Raw genomic sequence first — 18627 nt, 5'->3', positions numbered from 1 at the left:
CCATTGATTTCAGGTCTGTTGCGTGATTCACGGCTCGAAAACGAGCGGTGAACATGTCTGATCTCTTCTGGCTGACCGACGCGCAGATGGCGCGGTTGGAGCCCTATTTCCCGAAGCCCCACGGCAAGCCTCGTGTCGATGATAGGCGCGTCTTGAGTGGGATTATCTTCATCAATCGCAATGGCTTACGGTGGCGCGATGCGCCGAAAGAGTATGGTCCGCACAAGACGCTTTATAATCGTTGGAAGCGGTGGAGCGACAAGGGCATCTTTGCGCAGATGATGGCTGGCCTGGCCGCTCAGCACGGCGAGAAAAAGACAGTGATGATCGACGCCACCTATCTGAAAGCCCATCGCACCGCGTCCAGCCTGGGCGCGAAAAAAGGGGGCGTGGCCGCCTGATTGGCCGCACCAAGGGCGGCATGAATACCAAGTTACATGCCATCTGCGACAGCAAGGGCCGCCCGATCAACTTCTTTGTCTCTGCCGGTCAGATCAGCGATTACATCGGAGCGCGGGCACTGCTCAGCAGCCTGCCGGATGTCGACTGGCTGCTCGGGGACCGTGGCTACGACGCCGATTGGTTCCGGGAAGCGTTGCAAGACAAGGGCATACGCGCCTGCATCCCCGGCCGGAAACAGCGGAAAACTCCGGCAAAATATGACAAGCGCCGCTACAAACGCCGCAACCGCATCGAGATCATGTTCGGCCGGCTCAAGGATTGGCGACGTGTCGCAACCAGATACGACCGGTGCCCCAAGGCCTTCTTCTCCGCCATCGCTCTCGCCGCCATCGTCATCTTTTGGCTATGAGTCCGGAGCCTAGGGCTTCTCGCTCGCGCGGTAGAACCGAATATCGTCCATATCTTCATCCTTGCAAATATACATTAATTTTGTCGTGCTAATTTGCATGAAGTTATCTGACAAGCAACTTGATGCGATTCGAGCCAAAATCGCCAAGGCATACACGAAAAAGCGCATAACGAACGCCGCGATTGGACGGGTCGCCGGCGTCCACCCAAGTCAGGTCAGCCGGATTTGCGCCGGTAGCTTCAAAACCCTGAGCCACAATGTCGTGCAAGTTTGCATGGCACTGGACGTCAAGCTCCCAAGGTCAGAGGCCAGGGCGGAGAGGTCTGATCCTTCTTGGGCGCAGGTTCAGTCGAGCATTCGAAGGATATGGGATGAAACGCCAGAAGGTGCGAAAGCGATAGCTCGCATGCTCGAAGCAATCGCAGATCTGAAAGTTAAATCGTAACCTCAGAGCCATTTTTGAGCCCTGCGTTATCGGCCAACCAACCCACGACATGCTGCGGCGCGCACCAGCGTCCGGTTCGGATGCGCTGCGCTAAGGCGCGCACTCGGGTTTGACTGGCGGCTCTGGGCCGACCATGTTGCTGTCAGCGATGCGCCAGATAGTCCGCCGAAACGTAACCCGAGATACCGGGCCTGTCGGCGAGCGAGACCCTGCACCAGACCTTGCCGTTGTTCGTGACGCAGTTCTGGCGGGTGAGGCGCGTTCCGTCAGGCAGGCCGATGATGATGTTGTGGTTGAGGCCAGGGCCTTCGCGCAGCTTCAGGAGATCACCTGGCCCGACGCCCTTTACCACTGCACCAGAACCGACCGCGCATCCGGTGACGATCATGAGAGCGAGAAGAGCAGAAAAATGAGTTCGCATTGCCTGACCTGAATCGTTTTGCCATCACTACGACACCATCACGCTGAATGACAGCAGGCAGGTGCCGGGCGCGGATGAAAGGCTTGCAAAAGACCAGCCATCGAAGGCCCGTTCCGTCCCTTGGAGCAGCGATTCTGGTCGGGATTTCGCCGTGGCGCCAGTCGAGCGGCAGCATTCGGAGAATGCGGCCATGCAGCATGGGGGGGCGTCCGACGAGCGGTTCTGGGCCGTGACCGACGATCGCCTCTAGGGTTACACGGCAAAGTGCATGCAAGCGGTCCGGCCCGGCGAACTCAGCCGCGAAGCTCTTGACCTCACCAGAGGGTCGCCTTTTGGCACAAAAGGCAAGACTCTCTGAAACGCCACAATCAAGGATGTGAAATTTCACGAAGTCTTGCTTCGTTCTCGGTGGGAATCTTGAACGAATCCTGCGCTGTTGACCAGCCTATTTCCTGGCGACTTCCCTTCATTCCAGCAGCAGCCGGCCGGCTTGAATTGCACGATCAGCGGGGATGAGGCTTCCCTGAACCACAGGAGACAGATGCAAGCGCGGCCCGTTCTGCAGAAAGCTCAACCGAACCCGTCAAAAGGCTGCACCCAGGCCGGGAAAGCGAAGCCGCCAGCGCGACTCCCAGTCCCGCCGCACCTGTGCTGCCGAAAACCAATGGCAGGTGCAGGGTTTCGAAATCCCTTTCGAAGCGCCCCGCCAGTCTGAGTTGCGCATAGGACAGCTCGGCCGCGCCATAGCGGGAATTGTTCCAATCCGTGAGCCAACACGACGGCAATTGATCTGCCGGAAGTACCGAGAGACAGGCCTTGGACATTGCTGAAAAGTCTGTCGCGCCTGTCTCGCCCTCGCGAAGAGTTTCCACCTCTATGGCCGCTCCGGTGATGCGAGCAATCGCCTTTTCCGGCGCGCGAGGGGTGAATAGCGCCGCGACAGCCGCCTCGCCGGGGATCTGGCCATAGCGATGCTTTCGGCTGAAAAGCCGGCCCTGCGCCAAAAGCGCATTCATCCGCACGCGGCAGTGATAGCTGTCTCCGGACAATATGATTAGGGCGTCCTCGGGGACCGCCGCGGCGGCGAAATCCCGGAGCGCCCATGCAAAACCGGCGGCGCCTTTTGCGTAGAGGCGCAAGGCAGCCAAATCGCCAGCCAGATGTCCAAGGATCGTCTCGGAAAGCCGATCTCCCAACTCTTGCAAATCCGACGGCCTCAGCCCCTGCTGTGGGCAAGAAACAGGCAGAGCGATCGCGATGTACAATCGCGGCCCGGCAAGGGGAGCATGGGAAAGGCTATCAGATCGGCAATCGCCTCTGCCCCCAGCTCCATGAAGCGCGAAAGGGCGGATTGCTCGCCAATATCGCCGGGGGACACCGTCAGCTGCGGTTTGAAATCGCTGCCCAGAAACGTCCTCTGCCGGCGAAAGCGGTGGTCTCGCGCTGCAATCTTCCGATGATGCTCCCACAGACCCTGCCCAAGGCAGGAACTGATGCCCATTGCGACGAGGTGTTGCTGCATATCAGTCCGCACGCCGCACAGGCGCGATCTCACCTTGTGCCACGGTCCAAAGCAATTCGGCCAACCAGACGGGGTCTTCGGTCCAGCCTTCCGCCACCAGGATGGAGGAAGCGGCATCTTCTTCCAGGAAAATCTCCAGCACGCCGGTCCAGATCCGAGGAAAAAACCCGAGCGTTCTGCAGCGACAGGAAGCCGTTTTCCTGGTCCTCGTCCAGAACGGCAGCCGCTGGCAGCAAGAAGCCTTGTCGTTCCCCGTCCGCGAATATTTGTTCGACGATTCCGGCCAGTTCCGACCGCAGGAGGGCGGGGGTGAGCGTGAAGTCCTGCTGTCCGGCGCCCTGCGCCTCGAAGCGCAGCGTGGCGACGTCGGTTGCGAAACCCAGCGGCGCGAAGGCGTCTTGCGCCGCCGCTTCGTCCCCATCAAGCGCCGCCAGAAGACGCTGCCAGGCATCGGGAGGCGTCTGGTTCTCAGCGATGAGCAGGCGAAACAGGATTTGCGCCAGCAAAGGGGTATGTGCCGCATCGGCAATTTCGATCGCATAGCCATCCTGACTCGGCAGGACATTCAGCGAGAGTTCCCTGCCCGATCTAGGCGCCACCGCCGCGAAACCCGCCCGCAGCAGCGGCGGGGCATCGCGCAGTCGTTCCTCGACCGCTTCGGCGATCCGGGCGGGGATGCCGCGCGAGACGGCATCGGGGCTGTGCCTGACCAGGATCGTCGCCTGCCGGATCTCGGCGGGCAAGATCGCCGGCAAGCGGGGCAAATGCGGTTTCAGCAGATCGTCAAAGGTCATGTGCCCTCACGCAAGGCGGTCGAGATATTGCGCGGCCGTCTCGACAGAGGCCAGGTCGGCGGGATCGCTGCCCAGCGTCAGCGCTCCCAGCAGGTTGCGGCTGCAAAAGGCGGGGCGGAGAAAGGTTTGGGCCTCGCGCCAGGCGGAAATATCTTCGCCCTGGTTGAGGTCGCCCCAGATCGGCTTGTCGCCGACGGTCACCATGACCATTCCCCCCCCTGCTCATCGACCTTGATCCGGGGGTCTTCGGGAACTCCCGAAAGGCGCCCGGCAAAGGCCGGACCGACATAGGTCAGCCAGCCCATGTCGGGAATGCCGGGCTGATAGTCATAGGGCGGACCTCCGGCGCCCTTGCGCTGCTGGTCGAGCCTGCGCATGGCGACGAAGGACTTGCTGTAGAACAGGCAGGTTTCCTTGCCCAGCACACCGCCCATCAGCGCGGTGCGATAGCGCAGGAACGCCGCAGGCAGCATCCGTTCGGAAAAGCCCGCAACCGGGCTGCCCGCGAAACCGTAGCCCTGAAAGCCGAACCTGACCGGTGCGGCGCGGGCGATCCGGTCGATGCGCGCCGAGAACCCAAGCAGGTCCTGGGCGTCCCACGGGATGCAGATCTCGATCCGCGTCAGGGGGTGGCGGTCGTGGTCGAGGGACAAGAAGGGCGCAAAGGGCACGGTAAGCGGGTTGTCGTCGGCGCCGTAAAGCCGCAGGCTGCGGTTCCTGAGCAGGCCCTCGACGATACGCTCGCGCCATTGGGCCAGCTTTCCGGTGTCGAAGGCGATCAGCTTGCCGGGCTTTCCGCCGGCGCCGGCCAGCATCATATAGGCGAGCTGCGCGCCATATTCCGCGGTGAAGACATCCAGCATGGCCAGAACCGCCGTGCGGCAGCCCGGCTGGTCCAGCATCCCGTCCAGCACGAAGCCGATGCGAAAGACCGGCAGCGCGATAGGCTCGTCATAGTTGCGGACGGTGGCGTGAAGGATTTGCGGCATGATCTGACCCGTCAACTGACCCCGCGGGCGTCGCAGTTGCAGGTCGCGTTGTTTACCTCGACCGGCGGCTTGCCCGTGACGTTCTGATAAAGCCGTTTCTGGCTGTCGGAAAAGCTGTCCTGATCCGGATCGGCGTCGAACTTGAAGTCATAGATCTCGGCCACGCCTCCGTCCTTGTCCAGCACCGAGAAATCGGGCTGGATGCGGACGGCATCGTCCATGAAGCTGTCGGCCATCTTGATGATGTCGTAGATGTCCTGCGCGGTCATATAGACGTCGAGCGCGGTCGAGAGGATGTTCAGGCCTGGGACCATCTTCATCCAGAACCGCTTGCCCATCGCCTTGGCACGATTGATCCCGGCCTCGGTGACCGCCTTGCGCACGGCGCGGCGCGGAGCGTCCTTGAGGCCGGATTGCGTGTAGAACTTGCGCCCGGCATCCAGCGCCCGGTCTTCGGCTGCGCTCGGCCGCGCCCACGGCGCCCGGAAAGCGGCGGCCCATCGCCTTGCGCAGCTCGGATCCGGGTTGGTCAAGCGCCGTCTGCGCCTTTCGCTGCGCGATCTTCGACGGTCTTTTGCAGCCGCCCGCCGGCGGCTTGGCCCGGCAGCGGTGCCATTCGTCGCGCGATTCGCAAAAGATCACGCAAAGCGCATCCAGGATCGCGTCGCCGGTGGACAAGCTGGTCTCGACCTGCCCGCCAGCACCCGAAATGGTATTGCGGTCGTTCATGAACAGCTTGTCGGTCAGGCGGCAGATGTTTTCGCCTTCGGCATGGACGGACATTCGGCGAATAGGTGATCCAATGGTTGCGCTTGAGAAAGGTGCCCGAAATGATGCCGCCCATCGAGCCGGCCTCGTCGCCGGAGCAACGCGTGAAGATCGACGGCCGGATGGCGATCATGTTGCCACCGTCGGCGTGCACGGTCGTGGTGCCCGGTCGATGTCGGGATTGACGGCGGTGATCGCATAGGGAACCGGCACGCCGCCGCCCGGCGTCTTGCAGACATCGGGGGCCGAGTTGCTGTGCCGGCCGGCCCGAACCGCGATGGGTGATGGTCAGGCCGTTGACGCGGATGGTGACGGTCATGCTGCACTCTCGGGCTGGAAGGGTAGGCCGGACGGGCTGGCATCGAACAGGGCCGCGTCTTCGGGAAGGGCGCGGAAGCTGTCGGTCGCGCCTGCGGCAGGCCGCGTGGTGCCGATGGTCACGTCGTCTTCGGGTCTCGCCAGCCGCCAGGACGCCAGCCAGGTCATGTGGACTTGAAGCCTGTCGAAATCGACACGGATCGTCTACAACTCCGGCGCGGCGCGGTGCCAGCGGATAGCGCGACGGCGCATCCGCCGTGCCGGTGCCGACAAGCCCTCCTGCCTCCAGCACGGGGTGGGCGGGCAGAGGCCGGGGCAGGCGCTGTTCGACAGGCGCGGCCTGCCACCAGGCAGGGTCGAGATCCCGCGGCAGGAGCGGCGCGCGGGTTTCCTGCCATGCCTTGTCATAGGTTCCCGCCAACCGCACGCCTCCCGGCCAGTGCGGAGCGAGCGCCCCGATTGTCACAGGAACCAAAGCCCGACCGGGCCGCGCACCCTGATCCTCGGGCGAGATCAGCACCGGGAGCGGCGCATCGGCGCCGTCAGAGTTGTCGCAGCCCAGCGGGTTGTCGGGGTGATCCGGGCCACCATGGGATGCCCGACCGTTCAGCGAAACGCATCGCGGCAGCGCGTCGCGGTCATACGTAGGCAGACCGCGCCAGTTGCGCCGCCGGGGCGGCATCAGCAGCAAATCACGTCGCCAGTCGCCCAGGCGAAACAGGATCGGCTTCGGATCTGCCGTGGCGGGCTGCATGGCGCGGGCCGTCAGAAGCAGATCGACCGCCGCTTTCGGTGGCTGCAGGTCGCTGTCCTCCAAGGGCATTTCCGGGTCGTCCGGTGCCTTCAGGGGGCCGTCGTGCAAGACCGCTCCGTTTCGTAAGAACAGCGGCGGACGGTCCGCTCACAGCATGAAGGCGGCCTTTATCCACAGCCCCCAGAAGATCGCATCCCGGTGATCGCGATAAAACCCGGTCCGTGCCGCATGAGGTGTATGGTTCTGAAGTTGCCACATCAGTTGAGGTCGATCCGTCCGGCCAGCACGGTGAAGCCCTGCTCGGCATCGATACCAATGTCGAGCCCCGTCATTCGGATGCGTCCGCCGGGATACAAGGCCAGCGAAGCCTGACCGTTGCGGATGATGACGACCCCGTCATTCTGGGGCTTTCGCTCATCGTCCAGCACCCAGCACCCAGCACCACCGTCAGACTTTCATCTACCTCGGCAATGTCCTGACAGACCGCCATTCTCCCGATGTCGGATACCTGTGCCCGGCCGGCACACAGGATGCGGGCATTGGGCCCCTCCAGAACCGGCCGGCCGTTTTCGGCTATGGAAAGGATGCGGCACAGCCGAAGACTGCCCAGCCTTTCATGCGTCGTCATGCGCTTTCCTTGATCACTTCCACTAAAGCCCGATCAGCCAGAACCCGGCCAACACCACGGCGATCCCCAACACCGCCAGCAGCCACCAACCCATCTGCACGCCCACACCGATCGCCAGCCCGCCAAGCGCGAAAAGGGCGTAGCCCAGACCGGCCTCGGCCAAGACCCTCAGGATTGCGGCAATGCGCCTAAACATGCGAACTTCTGCCTTCCACTGGTCAAGGGCCGGGTCAGCCGGGGTCGAAAGCGGAAACCGCCCGCTCACCCATCTCGCGTAATCGCTCTTGCGCCTCTTCGGAAAAGATCTTCTGCGGCATGAAATAGTCGCGCACCACCTCATTCGAGCCTACTCGGACGCTGACGCTGTAACCCGCCTCACCCCGGGTCAGCAGCTTGAAGCCGCGCGTGAAGAACCAGCCAGACCGCTTGAACGCCTCGCGCAGCGCATGGTTCGCGGCGGTGCGAGCCGCGCCGCGGCCGGGAATTTCGCCGGACTTGAGGACGATGTAGTAAAGTGAGCCCCATTCCGGCCGGGTCGGGGTTCCGCCGCCACCAGCTTGCATCCGAAAATCCAGGGAAGAGGTGGGAGGTCCGACATAAAAGGTCGTGACCTTCTTTCGCCAAGACGCATCGGGATGGTAAACGTAAAGAATGCCAGGCGGTAAAGCCAGTCCGGTACCTAGGGTCCTGACCTGGAAATGCACGCGCGCCGGCTCGCCGATGGTGTTCACGAAAGCCGTGCCGACGGCATAGTTCTTGACATCGCGTAGCTGAACCCCATCGGCATCGCGGCCGGTGCCGCCCAGGGACCGCTCGGCCAAGAACTCCTCCCACCCGGAAGGCGTGCTAAAGTCGAAATCGGTCTTTGACATGAACGCTTCGAATTGTTCGTGGGTCAGTTCGACCATCAGTCCTTGTCTCCCTGCTTGTTCATGGCCTGCAGATAGTCGGCCAGTTCCGGCCATTGGCTGGCAATGTAATCCAGGCTGCCTGCCGGGATCGGTGCCAAGGGGGAATGCGTCAGATGCTGGCGCAGGTAGCGCACCGCATCAGCCGAGGTTGCAGCCGGCAAATCCATCAGGGACAGGTCGGGCGGATAGCACGCCGCATCCAGCAATGCGGGATCGGCCATCGTCCGGTTGATCTGCATGGTCGAGGTGCAAGACGTATCGACAAGCCCGGCCTGACGAAGCGCCCGCAGCCATTCAAAGGACGGCGGGCACAGTGCCTGGGCCTGCTGCAGCGTCATGCTGCCGCTGGCCACGGCCAGCTTGTCCGCCAGACCGATGCGGTCGGGGCAGTGCGTTTCAGTCGGTTGACAGTCGTGTCCGGCGCAATAGCCGGTCAGCAGCGGCCCATTTTCCGGCTGGCCCCACAGCGGCACGGCCATCAGGAAATCTGCGCTGGCCTCACCCATCCGCAGAGTCTCGGCCGGAGCCAGTGAGGCGGTGACGAAGTCGGCCGCCGGTCCCGGCAGCGCACCGACATGGTCCAAGATGCTGCGGTCGGCGACAAAGAAGCCGCGGTCCCCTTCTTGCGCGGCCATCGCGACCAGTTCCACCGCCTCGGCCTCGGGCAGCAGCCCGAACAACCGCGAGGGAAAACCGTAGTCCATCGCCGACCGGGCATCCGCTCCGACTTGCAGCGCGTCGTCGAAGCAATCAGGCGACAACATGGCGACCAGTTTGGCGGGCGGATGACCGGGCAGGGTGCAGCCAGCGGCGAATGCGACGCAAGGCGCAATCAGCAGGCCGCCAGCAGTCACGATATCAAGCGCACGCATCATTCGTTCAGATCTATGTTGTCGGCGCTCAGCTTGATGTGCACCCCGGTCAATTCGATCTCGCCGTTGCTTTTCAGAAGCAGGCGCGATGCACCACAACGCAGGTCGATCTCTTTCGTGACGTGGAAATACCGGCCGCCGCCCACAGTTTCAAAAGAATCCGTGCCTGTCGTGACAGACATCCTGGACCCGACATTCACGGCGTAGGACGTTCCAACGGCCAAAGTGCCACTGTCCCCGACACGGGTGGTGGACTGCGTTCCGATCGCCTCGGTGCGGGATTGCGCCACGATCAGCTTGTAATGCCCGCGCGACGGGTCGGGGCCGCCCGGCAAGGTCGCCTCATACGCCAGTCGCAAGGGCCCGTCATCGAATGCGGCCAGCGCCCTGGTCGCGCCCAGCTGCACATCCGCCGCGCCCACCTCGGTCGTGGCATTGCCGCCGATCTGAAAGCTGAAGTCCATGCCTATCTCGGAATACTTGCTGTTTCCGATGCTTTCGACCTCGCTGACATCGACCCGCTTTGCGTGGTTGTTCTGGACATGCACTTCATGATCGTGCTGGGCATGAAGATAGATGCGTTCCCGTCCGGCCTGATCCTCGAAACTGATCTCATTGAACCCTTGCCCCTGATGCGTATCTGACCTAAACACGGATTTGGTCTTATGCTTGGGCAGATCATACGGCACTTTGTTCTTGCCGTTATAGACACAGCCCGTGACGAGCGGCTTGTCTGGATCGCCTTCAAGGAACTCGACGACGACCTCCATGCCGATGCGGGGGATGACCATGCCGCCCCAGCCTGCTCCGGCCCAGTTCTGCGACACCCGGCAGCGCATCGAATGCGCGGCATCAAGGTCCCAGTGAAACCGCACCAGGATGCGGCCGTATTCGTCGCAGTCGATCTCGCCCTCGCCCACCACCATCGCCGTCTGCGGGCCATGCACCACGGGGACCTGCGTGCGCCGCGGGGGCGCCATCGGCGCGGTGTCGGGCATCAGCACGTAGCTGCCCGTAAAGGCATAGCCGTCGCTGCCCTGACCACCCGAGCCATAGGCCTCAGACACGAAGTGGTGCGATGCTGACAGGCACAGGTAGCTCTCGTCCGTGCCGGGGATCCGGTCGCCCGACAGCGTCACCCGCTTGCCAGACCGCAGGCTCAGGCAATCGCCCACCGCCCGGTTGCGACGGTCCGCTCCACGTTCCTGCGACGTGCGCAGGCCCGCCACGATCTTGCCCACGTCCTGCGCCAGGTAATCGCCCGGATAATCGAAGCTCTCGATCTGGCCCTGCGCATGGGCGGCATCGCCCAGCCGGTCGACCTCCATCGCCTGATTAGGATGCTTGAAGTTATAGTCGGTCAGCCGGATCGCCCCGGTGGTGATGTTGCGCTCGGGCGTCCAGTCCCAGAAATGCTCACCCTCGGCCTGGTGGTGGCCGTCGTAGCTTTTATAGGGCCGCGCGCCGATCGTCTCATGCGCCAGAACGTCATCGGTCAGCACCAGCGTGTGGCTGCCCATGGCGTGGCGGAAATGAAAGCTGATCCCGTGCCGCTCCATCTGGCGGCGGGCGAAGTCGAGGTCGCTCTCGCGGTACTGCACCGTGTATTCCAGCACCGGATAGTCCTGCGACAGCTGCACATCCAGCGCCGGATCGCCGAGCTGGGCATAGTCCGACAGCAGCTCGCGCAGGATCTGCACCACGGTCCTGTTGTGAAAGATCCGCTGGTTGCGCCGCCGCCCCGCCAGCCAGAACCACGGGCGCAGCACCAGATCATAGCGGTGACCGTTCTCGCCCACCCCGGCCCATCGCGCCTGCGTGACGATGCCGTCAAAGGGCTGGGTGCCCTCACGGCCCTCGATCTCGACCGTGGCATGGGTACCGATGAGCGCGTCGAAGTCGAGATCATCGCGGGTGGCCAGCGCCTCGACGCGGTATTCGAACAGGTCGTTGAGATGGTCCGTGCCGTCAAAGCGCAGAAGCGCCAGCATGTCAGCGCCAAGCGCGGTGGTCAGACGGCCGAGACGCTCGGTCTGGCGAAGGGGGGCGTTCATGAACAAGCCTCGTCGGGAGGAAACAGGTCAAACTAAGCTGCTGAAAGTGTGCATGATCAAAGCGGAAATGCCAAGCCGATAAGCCAATCTGCCCATCCGGCGGCAGAGATCCGGCAATTGCGGCTGATACTATTTCTTCGCAATATCCAGTATCGACGCGCAGGAGGCCCGCATGTCCCACAACACTTCGGTTTCGCCCGGCGATCACTTCGTCAGCTTCATCGACGCGCAGGTGAAGGGCGGCCGCTATGGCTCGGCCAGCGACGTCATGCGGGCGGGGCTGCGGCTTCTGGAGGAGCACGAGGCCAGGGTGAAGGCGTTGCAGGCCGCCCTGATCGCCGGAGAGGCATCCGGCCGGGCGGAAGGCTTCGACCTCGACCAGTTCATTGCCCGCAAGATGGCCGGCCGCAACGCATGAAGGCATTGGCCTTTACCGTCGCGGCAACGGTCGATCTGGGGGATATCCGGGACTACACGGAAGGCGAATGGAGCCTCGCGCAAGCCCGGCGCTATGTGCAGGAGTTGCGCACTGGCGCCGGGCGCTGGCATCGGGTGAAAGGCGCAGCAGAAAAGTGGACGTTCGGCCAGGCTATCTGAAGTGCCGCAGCGGATCGCATGTCATCTTCTTCCGGGATCTGGGCGATACGCTGGGAATCGTCCGCATCCCGCACGGCGCGCAGGACACCGGGCGGCATCTGTAGCGGCGCAGGTGCAAATATTGCAATCCGCTCATTTGCCTACGCCCAACTGCTTGTTAGGTGCTGGACGATCGGCGGGCTGCGGGAGGACATCCTGGATGCCTTGAACCACGCGAAGCTCGCGCCGGACAAGCTGCAGATGGTCGACAGCACCGTGATCCGCGCCCGTCATCATGCAGCGGGCGCAAAAGGGGGACTCCGAAAGAGGCTCCTGGCCGTTCGAGAGGTGGGTTCCCGACCAGGATCCATCTCCGCGTCAACGGCGCGGGCCTCCCGATGAGGACCGGGATCACGCCGGGGCAGGATTCCGACTACACCGGCTATGATCTGGTGATGGCTGACAACCTGCCGCAGTCAGCCGTCCTGGTCGCAGACGGGGGCTATGACTCTGATAAAATTCGGGAAGATATCTAGAGCCGCAACGCCCTGCCAATGATCCCGATGCGAAAGAACCCAAAGGTGCGCAAGGCTGTCGACATGACATCTACACACTGCGCAATATGGTCGAGCGTTGTTTCAACAAACTGAAGAACAGCCGCCGGCTGGCGACCCGTTACGACAAAACCGCAGACAGTTTCCTCGGCTTCATTGACATCGCCTGCATCAGGCTATGGCTCCGCCATTTGGCAACATGACCTGGTTATGTCCGGGGTTTTGCGTATCCTGGATATGACAGCTTCGCGTTTTCAATCAACAACTTGCAGTCACATCCAGGTTAGCGCATCAGAAACTGCAGGCCAACCGCAACCCGAGGAGAGAAATTAGGGGCCAACAGATCAAAGCGGCAGCCGCGAAAAACTACTGCCGTGCTTATGTGCAATCTGCGTCCTGCGATGTTCAAATTGGACTTTTGCAGTAGTATTGATCGGTTGCTGTCTGAAACATCTCGTGCAAGCGGTACAATCCCATACATTATTCCGTGACCGGAGCCGGCGGCTGATTTACGCCTTACAGTACGGGTTGAGCGATCACCCGGCGCGTGGAACATGGTCACGTCCAAGAACGCGGTGTTAGGTAGCAAACACACCATGATGTTGACGTGGTGGACTTTGAGCACATTATGTGAACTTTATGGCTCTGGAAGCCCTCCATGGCGAAGCACTTTCTTCTCTCCGCGGCGGCACGAACACTTTCGCTCAAGGCGATTATATCCGATGGCGGGCAAGGCCCCTATCGCCGGCTCTGCCGGCTGGCGCTGGCCTGAGACAGACGGCGCGCCGGTCTGTCCGGCCTGCAGATACACCGATGTCTACGACCTGACAGGCCCGTAAGGGCTTCAAATGTGTGGCCTGTCATCGCCAGTTCGGCGCGACCTCCGGCACCATCTTTGCGTAGCGGAAGCTGCCCTTCGTCGAACAGCTCAGCGCGATTTGCCTGTTCGTGAACGCGGCCAAGCGAACTGGTCATACACGAAGCCGAGCGACCAGCGCGCATTGGCCCACGCCCTCGTCAGGATCGAGGCCCTTGTTCCAATGGCCTTGCGGCACGCTTTGCGTTTACGCACCGTTGACCCTTCCCTGCGGTAGATCTCGGACGGCTCGCCTTCGCAGCGCAGCAGCATGAACACCGTCGCGCTTATTGCAGCGCCTTGTCGGTGACCTGCAGCGTATAGGCCCCCTCGGGTTCTTTCGAGATTACCGGATCCGATCCACCGCCCAGCAGCACCTTTACCGTCCGGTCATAGTCCGCCGGGTCCAGCGCCCCGTTCGAGCCGGCCGTCAGCTTGGCGATCTCACCCATCATCCGGGCCTGCACCTCCAGCGTCTGTGCGCCGGTCTCGTCATTGTCGATGACGATCTGGGCGGCCTCGTCAGGGTGCTCTTCGGCGTATTTCCAGCCCTTCATCGAGGCACGGACGAACTTCGCCATCTTCTCGACAAAAGCCGGGTCCGTCAGTTTGTCCTCCATGACGTAAAGCCCGTCTTCAAGCGTGGCGACACCCTCATCCTCATATTTGAAAGTCACCAGATCTTCGGGCTTCAGCCCCGCATCGATCAGTTGCCAGTATTCGTTATAGGTCATGGTCGAGATGCAGGCCGCCTGCTTTTGCAAAAGCGGGTCAACGTTAAAGCCCTGCTTCAGTACCGTCACCCCCTGGGGTGAGCCATCGGTCGGAATCTTCAACGTCGCCATCCAGCTGAGGAATGGATATTCGTTGCCGCCGAACCAGACACCCAGCGTCTTGCCACGGAAATCCTCGGGCCCGGCGACACCACTTTCCTTAAGACAGGTCAGCATCATCCCCGAGCTTTTGAACGGTTGGGCTATATTGACCAGCGCCAGTCCCTTTTCCCGCGCCGCAAGGGCCGAGGGCATCCAGTCCACCGTTACATCGGCCCCGCCACCGGCCATGACCTGCGTGGGCGAGATATCGGGACCACCGGGCATGACCTCGACCTCAAGCCCCTCTTCTTCGTAAAACCCCTTGTCCCTGGCGACGTAGTAGCCAGCGAACTGGGCTTGCGTCACCCATTTCAGCTGCAACTTTACCTCTTCGGCCTGTGCTGCCCCCACCGCGAGGGCCGCCAGAGCGGCTCCGATCAGCAATCTGTTCATTCCCGTCTCCACTGTTGGTTGCCGGATTTGCCCGGGCTGGTTGAAATCATCGCCCCCGCTGCGAGGGATGCCAGAAGGTGACTGCCTTTTCGGCAAGCGTCATCAGGCCGAAAATCCCGCTGCCGGCCAGCGCCGCCACGGCGATTTCGGCCCAGACCAGCGGCAGATCCAGCTGCCCCACAGCGGTCGAGATACGAAAGCCCATGCCCCGCGTTGGTGAGCCAAAGAATTCGGCCACGATGGCACCGATCAGGGCAAGCGTGGTCGCGATCTTTAACCCGTTGAAGAGAAAGGGCATCGCCGCAGGCAGGCGCAGCTTTAACAGCGCGTCACGATAGCTTGCGGAATAGGTCCGCATCAGGTCGCGTTGCAGCGCATCGGTTGCAGCAAGCCCCGCGACCATGTTCACAAGCACCGGAAAGAATACCATGACCACGACCACGGCCGCCTTTGACTGCCAGTCGAAACCGAACCACATCACCAGAATAGGCGCGATACCGACGATTGGCAGGGCGGCGACAAAATTCCCGACCGGCAACAGCCCCCGCTGCAGGAAGGGAAAGCGGTCCACCGCGATGGCCGTCAGAACCGCTGTCGTGCAGCCGATGACATAGCCCGACAGCGCCCCTTTCAGGATCGTCTGAGTGAAGTCCCCCCATAGCAATGGCAGGCTTTGCACAAAGCGCGCCGCGATATCGCTTGGCGCGGGCAGGATCACGGGGCTGACCGCCAGCCCGCGCACCAGACCTTGCCACAGTACCAGCAGCGTGATGCCAAACAGGGTCGGCACAAATACCCGCGCCCACCGCGCATTGCCGTACCGGTTTGCGATCTGCACGTTCAGCGCAAGGGCAAGCGCCCAGAAAAGGATTGCGGCCCAGCCCTGCCAGCTCATCGCACAAACCCCATGCGTTTCAGGGTAGCCCGCTCAGCCGCGCCGATCAGCATCACCAGGACCGCGGCGAGGATGGCGGCGGCAAACAGTGCTGCCCATATCTGAATCGTCTGGCCGTAATAGCTGCCCGACAGTAACCGCGCCCCAAGCCCCGCCGTCGCGCCCGCCGGCAGCTCGGCCACGATGGTGCCGACTAGTGCCGCCGCAATCCCGACCTTCAGCGACGCAAAGAGATAGGGGACCGAGGACGGTAATCGCAGCATCCGCAAGGTCTGGCCCTGCGAGGCACTGTAGGTCCGCAGCAGGTCAAGCTGCATCCCGTCCGGTGCCCGCAAGCCTTTGACCATGCCGACAAGCACCGGGAAAAAGCTCAGATAGGCGGCAATCAGCGCCTTGGGCAGCAGCCCCTTGATCCCCAGCGAGGCCAGAACCACGATCACCATCGGCGCGATCGCCAGGATGGGAATGGTCTGCGAGGCAATGGCCCATGGCATCACGCTCATATCCATCGCGCGGTTGTGGACGATGCCGATGGCGAGCAGCAGGCCCGCGGCAGTCCCCAGAGCAAACCCGGCCAGCGTCGCCGACAGTGTTACCCCGGCATGCCAGACAAGGCTGCGTTTCGAGGTGATCTTTTGCCCGGCGATACCGTCCCACAGCCCCTTTGCCACCTGATGGGGCGCAGGCAGCACCGGCCGTTCCTGCGTCATCGTCTCGTGCAGCATCTGGCCGAAACCCACCTCGGTCCCCGAGCGCGCCGCCTGATCCAGCACCCACGCCCGGTTCAGGATAACCGCCGCGCCGTACCAGATCACAAGGATCGCAAACAGCACGGTCAGGACCGGCAGGACGCGGTTCATGTCGCATCCTTTCCGGCCATGTCATGCATAAGGACCGCAACCTTAGTCATGGCGCCCCCCTTCATGCAGGCTTTCGCGCACCTCATGGGCAATGCGGATGAATTCAGGCGTGTCGCGGATATCCAGGGGCCGGACCCGGGGCAGCGGGCTTTCGATCACCTTTGCGATACGCCCCGGACGCGGCGACATGACGACAATCTTGGTGGACAGATAGACCGCCTCGGGGATCGAATGGGTGACAAAGACGATGGTCTTGCCGGTACGCTGCCACAGCCGCAACAGCTCTTCGTTCAGGCGGTCGCGCACGATCTCGTCAAGCGCGCCGAAAGGCTCATCCATCAGCAGAATCCCGGCGTCAAAAGCCAGGGCGCGGGCGATGCTTGCCCGCTGTTGCATGCCCCCGGACAACTGCCAGGGAAATTTGCGACCGAACTGACCCAGTTCGACCAGATCCAGCACTGCCTGAACCCGCTCGGCCTGTTCGGCCTTGGGATAACCCATGATCTCAAGCGGCAGGCGGATGTTTCCGGCGATGGTACGCCAGGGATATAGCCCCGCCGCCTGAAAGACATAGCCATAGCTTCGCGCCTGCCGTGCCGCATCGGCCGTCATGCCGCGCACGGTCAGGCTGCCCCCGGTTGGCGTCTCCAGCGCGGCAATACAGCGTAAAAGCGTCGTCTTGCCACAACCCGACGGGCCGATGAAGCTGACAAAATCGCCAGCCTCAACGATCAGGTCCACGTCCTTTAGCGCATGGACCGGGCCGTCGTCTGTGGGAAAGGTGAGGTTCAGGTGCCGGGCCTCGATGACCACAGGTGCCGCCTCCACCTTACACCCCGCTGGCCGGAATACCGGCGCGCGGCACCGGCCTGGGTTCAGTCAGCGCCTTCCATGTGGAAAGAGCCTGACCGACTGCGCCCCTGGGCTGACGCGCGACAAAGCGGCCATGGCCTTCATGCGTATCAACCTTGCCCTCGGTCACGGCCACGACCCCGCGCGTCAGCGTAAATCGGGGCAGGCCGACCACTTCGCGCCCCTCAAAGACGTTGTAGTCAATGGCGGATTGCTGGGCCGAGGCCGTGATGACCTTGCGCGCCTCGGGGTCCCAGACCACCAGATCGGCATCCGCGCCGACCAGCACTGCGCCTTTTTGCGGATAGATGTTCAGGATCTTGGCGATATTGGTCGAGGTTACCGCCACAAATTCGTTCGGCGTCAACCGCCCGGTCCTGACACCCGTGGTCCAGAGCATGGGCATCCGCTCTTCAAGACCACCAGTGCCGTTCGGGATCTTGGTGAAATCGCCGATGCCAAAGCGCTTTTGCTCGGTCGTAAAGGCGCAATGGTCGGTTGCAACGCAGCTTAGACTGCCTGAGGCAAGCCCGGCCCACAGGCTGTCCTGATGGCGCTTGTCGCGGAAAGGCGGCGACATCACCCGCCGCGCGGCATGGTCCCAATCGGGGTTGGCATATTCGCTTTCATCCAGGACCAGGTGCTGAATCAAAGGCTCACCCCAGACCCGCTTGCCCAGCATCCGCGCCCGACGGATCGCCTCATGGCTTTCCTCGCAAGAGGTATGGACGACATATAGAGGCACGCCTGCCATATCGGCGATCATGATCGCGCGGTTCGTCGCCTCGCCCTCGACCTGGCTTGGGCGGGAATAGGCATGCGCCTCGGGACCCTTGTTCCCCTCGGCCAGCAGCCTGGTGGACATGCTGGCGACGATATCGCCGTTCTCGGCATGGACCAGCGGGATCGCCCCAAGTTCGGCGCATCGACGAAAGCTGGCAAACAGCTCTTCGTCATTCACCATCAGGCTGCCTTTATAGGCCATGAAATGCTTGAAGGTGTTGATGCCGCGCTCGGTCACCGCCTGCATCTCATTAAAGACCTGCTCGCCCCACCAGGTGATCGCCATGTGGAAAGAGTAGTCGCAACAGGCACGCCCAGCCTTGTTGTCCCATTTCTTCAGTGCATCAAGCAGCCCTTCACCGGGCGCAGGCAGGGCGAAGTCCACCACCATCGTGGTTCCGCCCGCCAAGGCGCCGCGTGTCCCGCTTTCGAAATCGTCACTGGAATAGGTGCCCATGAAGGGCATCTCCAGATGGGTATGCGGGTCGATCCCGCCAGGCATGACATAGCAGCCCGTCGCATCCAGAACCGTGTCGCCCGTCAGACCCGCGCCAATCTGAACAATCCGCCCGCCCTCGATCAGCACATCCGCGGAATAGCTCAGATCCGCGGTGACGATGGTGCCGCCCTTGATGACCGTGCTCATGCCTCAGTCCCTCTCCGTTTCCCAGAAATCTTTGGGGTCCGGGACGCGTG

At 62.5% G+C, this 18627-nt stretch carries 21 protein-coding genes and 3 pseudogenes; 4 read left to right on the top strand and 20 right to left on the bottom strand.

Annotated features, from left to right (window positions below):
• Positions 1 to 53: 53 nt before the first annotated feature.
• A protein-coding gene (locus F8A10_RS17270; protein ID WP_152366692.1) for an IS5 family transposase occupies positions 54 to 811 on the top strand; the annotation gives its coding sequence in 2 pieces (ribosomal slippage) (positions 54 to 390 and positions 390 to 811; 759 coding nt in all).
• A gap of 587 nt (positions 812 to 1398) precedes the next feature.
• On the opposite strand, the gene F8A10_RS17265 is transcribed toward F8A10_RS17270, so the two are convergent.
• The 14 genes and pseudogenes from F8A10_RS17265 to F8A10_RS17220 all read right to left on the bottom strand — a co-directional run bounded on the left by F8A10_RS17265 (position 1399) and on the right by F8A10_RS17220 (position 11287).
• Positions 1399 to 1677: an SH3 domain-containing protein gene (locus tag F8A10_RS17265; RefSeq protein ID WP_085503243.1), complete on the bottom strand. Its 279-nt coding sequence runs from the start codon at positions 1675 to 1677 to the stop codon at positions 1399 to 1401.
• A gap of 503 nt (positions 1678 to 2180) precedes the next feature.
• On the bottom strand, positions 2181 to 2942 hold the full coding sequence (locus F8A10_RS17260) for a hypothetical protein (RefSeq protein ID WP_152368006.1): 762 nt from the start codon (positions 2940 to 2942) through the stop codon (positions 2181 to 2183).
• Between the two features lie 286 nt (positions 2943 to 3228).
• Complete coding sequence (locus F8A10_RS17255; protein WP_152368005.1) at positions 3229 to 3993, bottom strand: hypothetical protein; 765 nt, start codon at positions 3991 to 3993, stop codon at positions 3229 to 3231.
• A gap of 6 nt (positions 3994 to 3999) precedes the next feature.
• A complete protein-coding gene (locus tag F8A10_RS17250) occupies positions 4000 to 4203 on the bottom strand; it encodes a hypothetical protein (protein WP_152368004.1) in 204 nt (67 codons plus the stop codon).
• A complete protein-coding gene (locus F8A10_RS17245; protein WP_152368003.1) occupies positions 4191 to 4982 on the bottom strand; it encodes a hypothetical protein in 792 nt (263 codons plus the stop codon). Before F8A10_RS17245 ends, F8A10_RS17250 begins: the two co-directional genes overlap by 13 nt.
• An 11-nt stretch (positions 4983 to 4993) precedes the next feature.
• Entirely contained in the window at positions 4994 to 5515 is a 522-nt protein-coding gene (locus F8A10_RS21550) for a hypothetical protein (protein WP_227493470.1), read from the bottom strand.
• Entirely contained in the window at positions 5512 to 6069 is a 558-nt protein-coding gene (locus F8A10_RS21545) for a PAAR-like domain-containing protein (protein WP_227493534.1), read from the bottom strand. Before F8A10_RS21545 ends, F8A10_RS21550 begins: the two co-directional genes overlap by 4 nt.
• Positions 6066 to 6236: a hypothetical protein gene (locus tag F8A10_RS21225; protein WP_193668343.1), complete on the bottom strand. Its 171-nt coding sequence runs from the start codon at positions 6234 to 6236 to the stop codon at positions 6066 to 6068. The genes F8A10_RS21545 and F8A10_RS21225 overlap by 4 nt, the downstream gene beginning before the upstream one ends.
• Before the next feature lie 148 nt (positions 6237 to 6384).
• Positions 6385 to 6891 (bottom strand): annotated as a pseudogene (locus tag F8A10_RS21950) (DUF2169 domain-containing protein); the annotation flags it as partial.
• Positions 6892 to 7079: 188 nt separating this feature from the next.
• Positions 7080 to 7250, bottom strand: a complete 171-nt coding sequence (locus tag F8A10_RS21220; protein ID WP_176224585.1) for a hypothetical protein — start codon at positions 7248 to 7250, stop codon at positions 7080 to 7082.
• Positions 7251 to 7472: 222 nt separating this feature from the next.
• Positions 7473 to 7646 carry a hypothetical protein gene (locus F8A10_RS21215; RefSeq protein WP_176224584.1) on the bottom strand — a complete coding sequence of 58 codons (174 nt, stop codon included), beginning with the start codon at positions 7644 to 7646 and terminating at the stop codon, positions 7473 to 7475.
• 34 nt (positions 7647 to 7680) lie between these two features.
• Positions 7681 to 8358, bottom strand: a complete 678-nt coding sequence (locus tag F8A10_RS17230) for a hypothetical protein (RefSeq protein ID WP_085503212.1) — start codon at positions 8356 to 8358, stop codon at positions 7681 to 7683.
• Positions 8358 to 9236: a hypothetical protein gene (locus tag F8A10_RS17225; RefSeq protein WP_085503210.1), complete on the bottom strand. Its 879-nt coding sequence runs from the start codon at positions 9234 to 9236 to the stop codon at positions 8358 to 8360. Before F8A10_RS17225 ends, F8A10_RS17230 begins: the two co-directional genes overlap by 1 nt.
• Positions 9233 to 11287, bottom strand: coding sequence for a type VI secretion system Vgr family protein (locus tag F8A10_RS17220; RefSeq protein WP_152368002.1), 2055 nt, complete (start codon positions 11285 to 11287; stop codon positions 9233 to 9235). Before F8A10_RS17220 ends, F8A10_RS17225 begins: the two co-directional genes overlap by 4 nt.
• A 172-nt stretch (positions 11288 to 11459) precedes the next feature.
• On the opposite strand from F8A10_RS17220, the gene F8A10_RS17215 reads away from it, so the two are divergent.
• The 3 genes and pseudogenes from F8A10_RS17215 to F8A10_RS17205 form a co-directional block, all read left to right on the top strand.
• A complete protein-coding gene (locus tag F8A10_RS17215) occupies positions 11460 to 11705 on the top strand; it encodes a type II toxin-antitoxin system ParD family antitoxin (RefSeq protein WP_152368001.1) in 246 nt (81 codons plus the stop codon).
• On the top strand, positions 11702 to 11884 hold the full coding sequence (locus F8A10_RS21540) for a type II toxin-antitoxin system RelE/ParE family toxin (protein ID WP_227493469.1): 183 nt from the start codon (positions 11702 to 11704) through the stop codon (positions 11882 to 11884). Before F8A10_RS17215 ends, F8A10_RS21540 begins: the two co-directional genes overlap by 4 nt.
• A gap of 159 nt (positions 11885 to 12043) precedes the next feature.
• Positions 12044 to 12620, top strand: a pseudogene (locus tag F8A10_RS17205) (IS5 family transposase); the annotation flags it as partial.
• 749 nt (positions 12621 to 13369) lie between these two features.
• On the opposite strand, the pseudogene F8A10_RS17200 reads toward F8A10_RS17205, so the two are convergent.
• The 6 genes and pseudogenes from F8A10_RS17200 to hydA all read right to left on the bottom strand — a co-directional run.
• Positions 13370 to 13552 (bottom strand): annotated as a pseudogene (locus F8A10_RS17200) (IS3 family transposase); the annotation flags it as partial.
• Between the two features lie 8 nt (positions 13553 to 13560).
• A complete protein-coding gene (locus F8A10_RS17195) occupies positions 13561 to 14541 on the bottom strand; it encodes an ABC transporter substrate-binding protein (protein WP_152368000.1) in 981 nt (326 codons plus the stop codon).
• Between the two features lie 46 nt (positions 14542 to 14587).
• Complete coding sequence (locus F8A10_RS17190) at positions 14588 to 15436, bottom strand: ABC transporter permease (RefSeq protein ID WP_152367999.1); 849 nt, start codon at positions 15434 to 15436, stop codon at positions 14588 to 14590.
• Positions 15433 to 16296: an ABC transporter permease gene (locus F8A10_RS17185; protein ID WP_152367998.1), complete on the bottom strand. Its 864-nt coding sequence runs from the start codon at positions 16294 to 16296 to the stop codon at positions 15433 to 15435. The genes F8A10_RS17190 and F8A10_RS17185 overlap by 4 nt, the downstream gene beginning before the upstream one ends.
• A gap of 42 nt (positions 16297 to 16338) precedes the next feature.
• On the bottom strand, positions 16339 to 17124 hold the full coding sequence (locus F8A10_RS17180) for an ABC transporter ATP-binding protein (protein WP_152367997.1): 786 nt from the start codon (positions 17122 to 17124) through the stop codon (positions 16339 to 16341).
• A gap of 1 nt (position 17125) precedes the next feature.
• Complete coding sequence (hydA, locus tag F8A10_RS17175) at positions 17126 to 18577, bottom strand: dihydropyrimidinase (protein WP_152367996.1); 1452 nt, start codon at positions 18575 to 18577, stop codon at positions 17126 to 17128.
• Positions 18578 to 18627: the final 50 nt, after the last annotated feature.

It is taken from the genome of Paracoccus kondratievae, from assembly GCF_009301415.1.
Classification (GTDB): Bacteria; Pseudomonadota; Alphaproteobacteria; order Rhodobacterales; family Rhodobacteraceae; genus Paracoccus; species Paracoccus kondratievae.
This window is presented reverse-complemented; position numbering and strand designations above follow the sequence as displayed.

Bases quoted from the DNA above. Each gene is read 5' to 3' on its own strand.
- F8A10_RS17265 (WP_085503243.1), bottom strand. From the start codon at position 1,677: ATGCGAACTCATTTTTCTGCTCTTCTCGCTCTCATGATCGTCACCGGA.
- F8A10_RS17230 (WP_085503212.1), bottom strand. From the start codon at position 8,358: ATGGTCGAACTGACCCACGAACAATTCGAAGCGTTCATGTCAAAGACC.
- F8A10_RS17190 (WP_152367999.1), bottom strand. From the start codon at position 15,436: ATGAGCTGGCAGGGCTGGGCCGCAATCCTTTTCTGGGCGCTTGCCCTT.
- F8A10_RS21215 (WP_176224584.1), bottom strand. From the start codon at position 7,646: ATGTTTAGGCGCATTGCCGCAATCCTGAGGGTCTTGGCCGAGGCCGGT.
- F8A10_RS17250 (WP_152368004.1), bottom strand. From the start codon at position 4,203: ATGGTCATGGTGACCGTCGGCGACAAGCCGATCTGGGGCGACCTCAAC.
- F8A10_RS17215 (WP_152368001.1), top strand. From the start codon at position 11,460: ATGTCCCACAACACTTCGGTTTCGCCCGGCGATCACTTCGTCAGCTTC.
- F8A10_RS17225 (WP_085503210.1), bottom strand. From the start codon at position 9,236: ATGATGCGTGCGCTTGATATCGTGACTGCTGGCGGCCTGCTGATTGCG.
- F8A10_RS17185 (WP_152367998.1), bottom strand. From the start codon at position 16,296: ATGAACCGCGTCCTGCCGGTCCTGACCGTGCTGTTTGCGATCCTTGTG.
- F8A10_RS17245 (WP_152368003.1), bottom strand. From the start codon at position 4,982: ATGCCGCAAATCCTTCACGCCACCGTCCGCAACTATGACGAGCCTATC.
- F8A10_RS21540 (WP_227493469.1), top strand. From the start codon at position 11,702: ATGAAGGCATTGGCCTTTACCGTCGCGGCAACGGTCGATCTGGGGGAT.
- hydA (WP_152367996.1), bottom strand. From the start codon at position 18,577: ATGAGCACGGTCATCAAGGGCGGCACCATCGTCACCGCGGATCTGAGC.
- F8A10_RS17220 (WP_152368002.1), bottom strand. From the start codon at position 11,287: ATGAACGCCCCCCTTCGCCAGACCGAGCGTCTCGGCCGTCTGACCACC.
- F8A10_RS21545 (WP_227493534.1), bottom strand. From the start codon at position 6,069: ATGACCGTCACCATCCGCGTCAACGGCCTGACCATCACCCATCGCGGT.
- F8A10_RS17195 (WP_152368000.1), bottom strand. From the start codon at position 14,541: ATGAACAGATTGCTGATCGGAGCCGCTCTGGCGGCCCTCGCGGTGGGG.
- F8A10_RS17255 (WP_152368005.1), bottom strand. From the start codon at position 3,993: ATGACCTTTGACGATCTGCTGAAACCGCATTTGCCCCGCTTGCCGGCG.
- F8A10_RS21225 (WP_193668343.1), bottom strand. From the start codon at position 6,236: ATGACCTGGCTGGCGTCCTGGCGGCTGGCGAGACCCGAAGACGACGTG.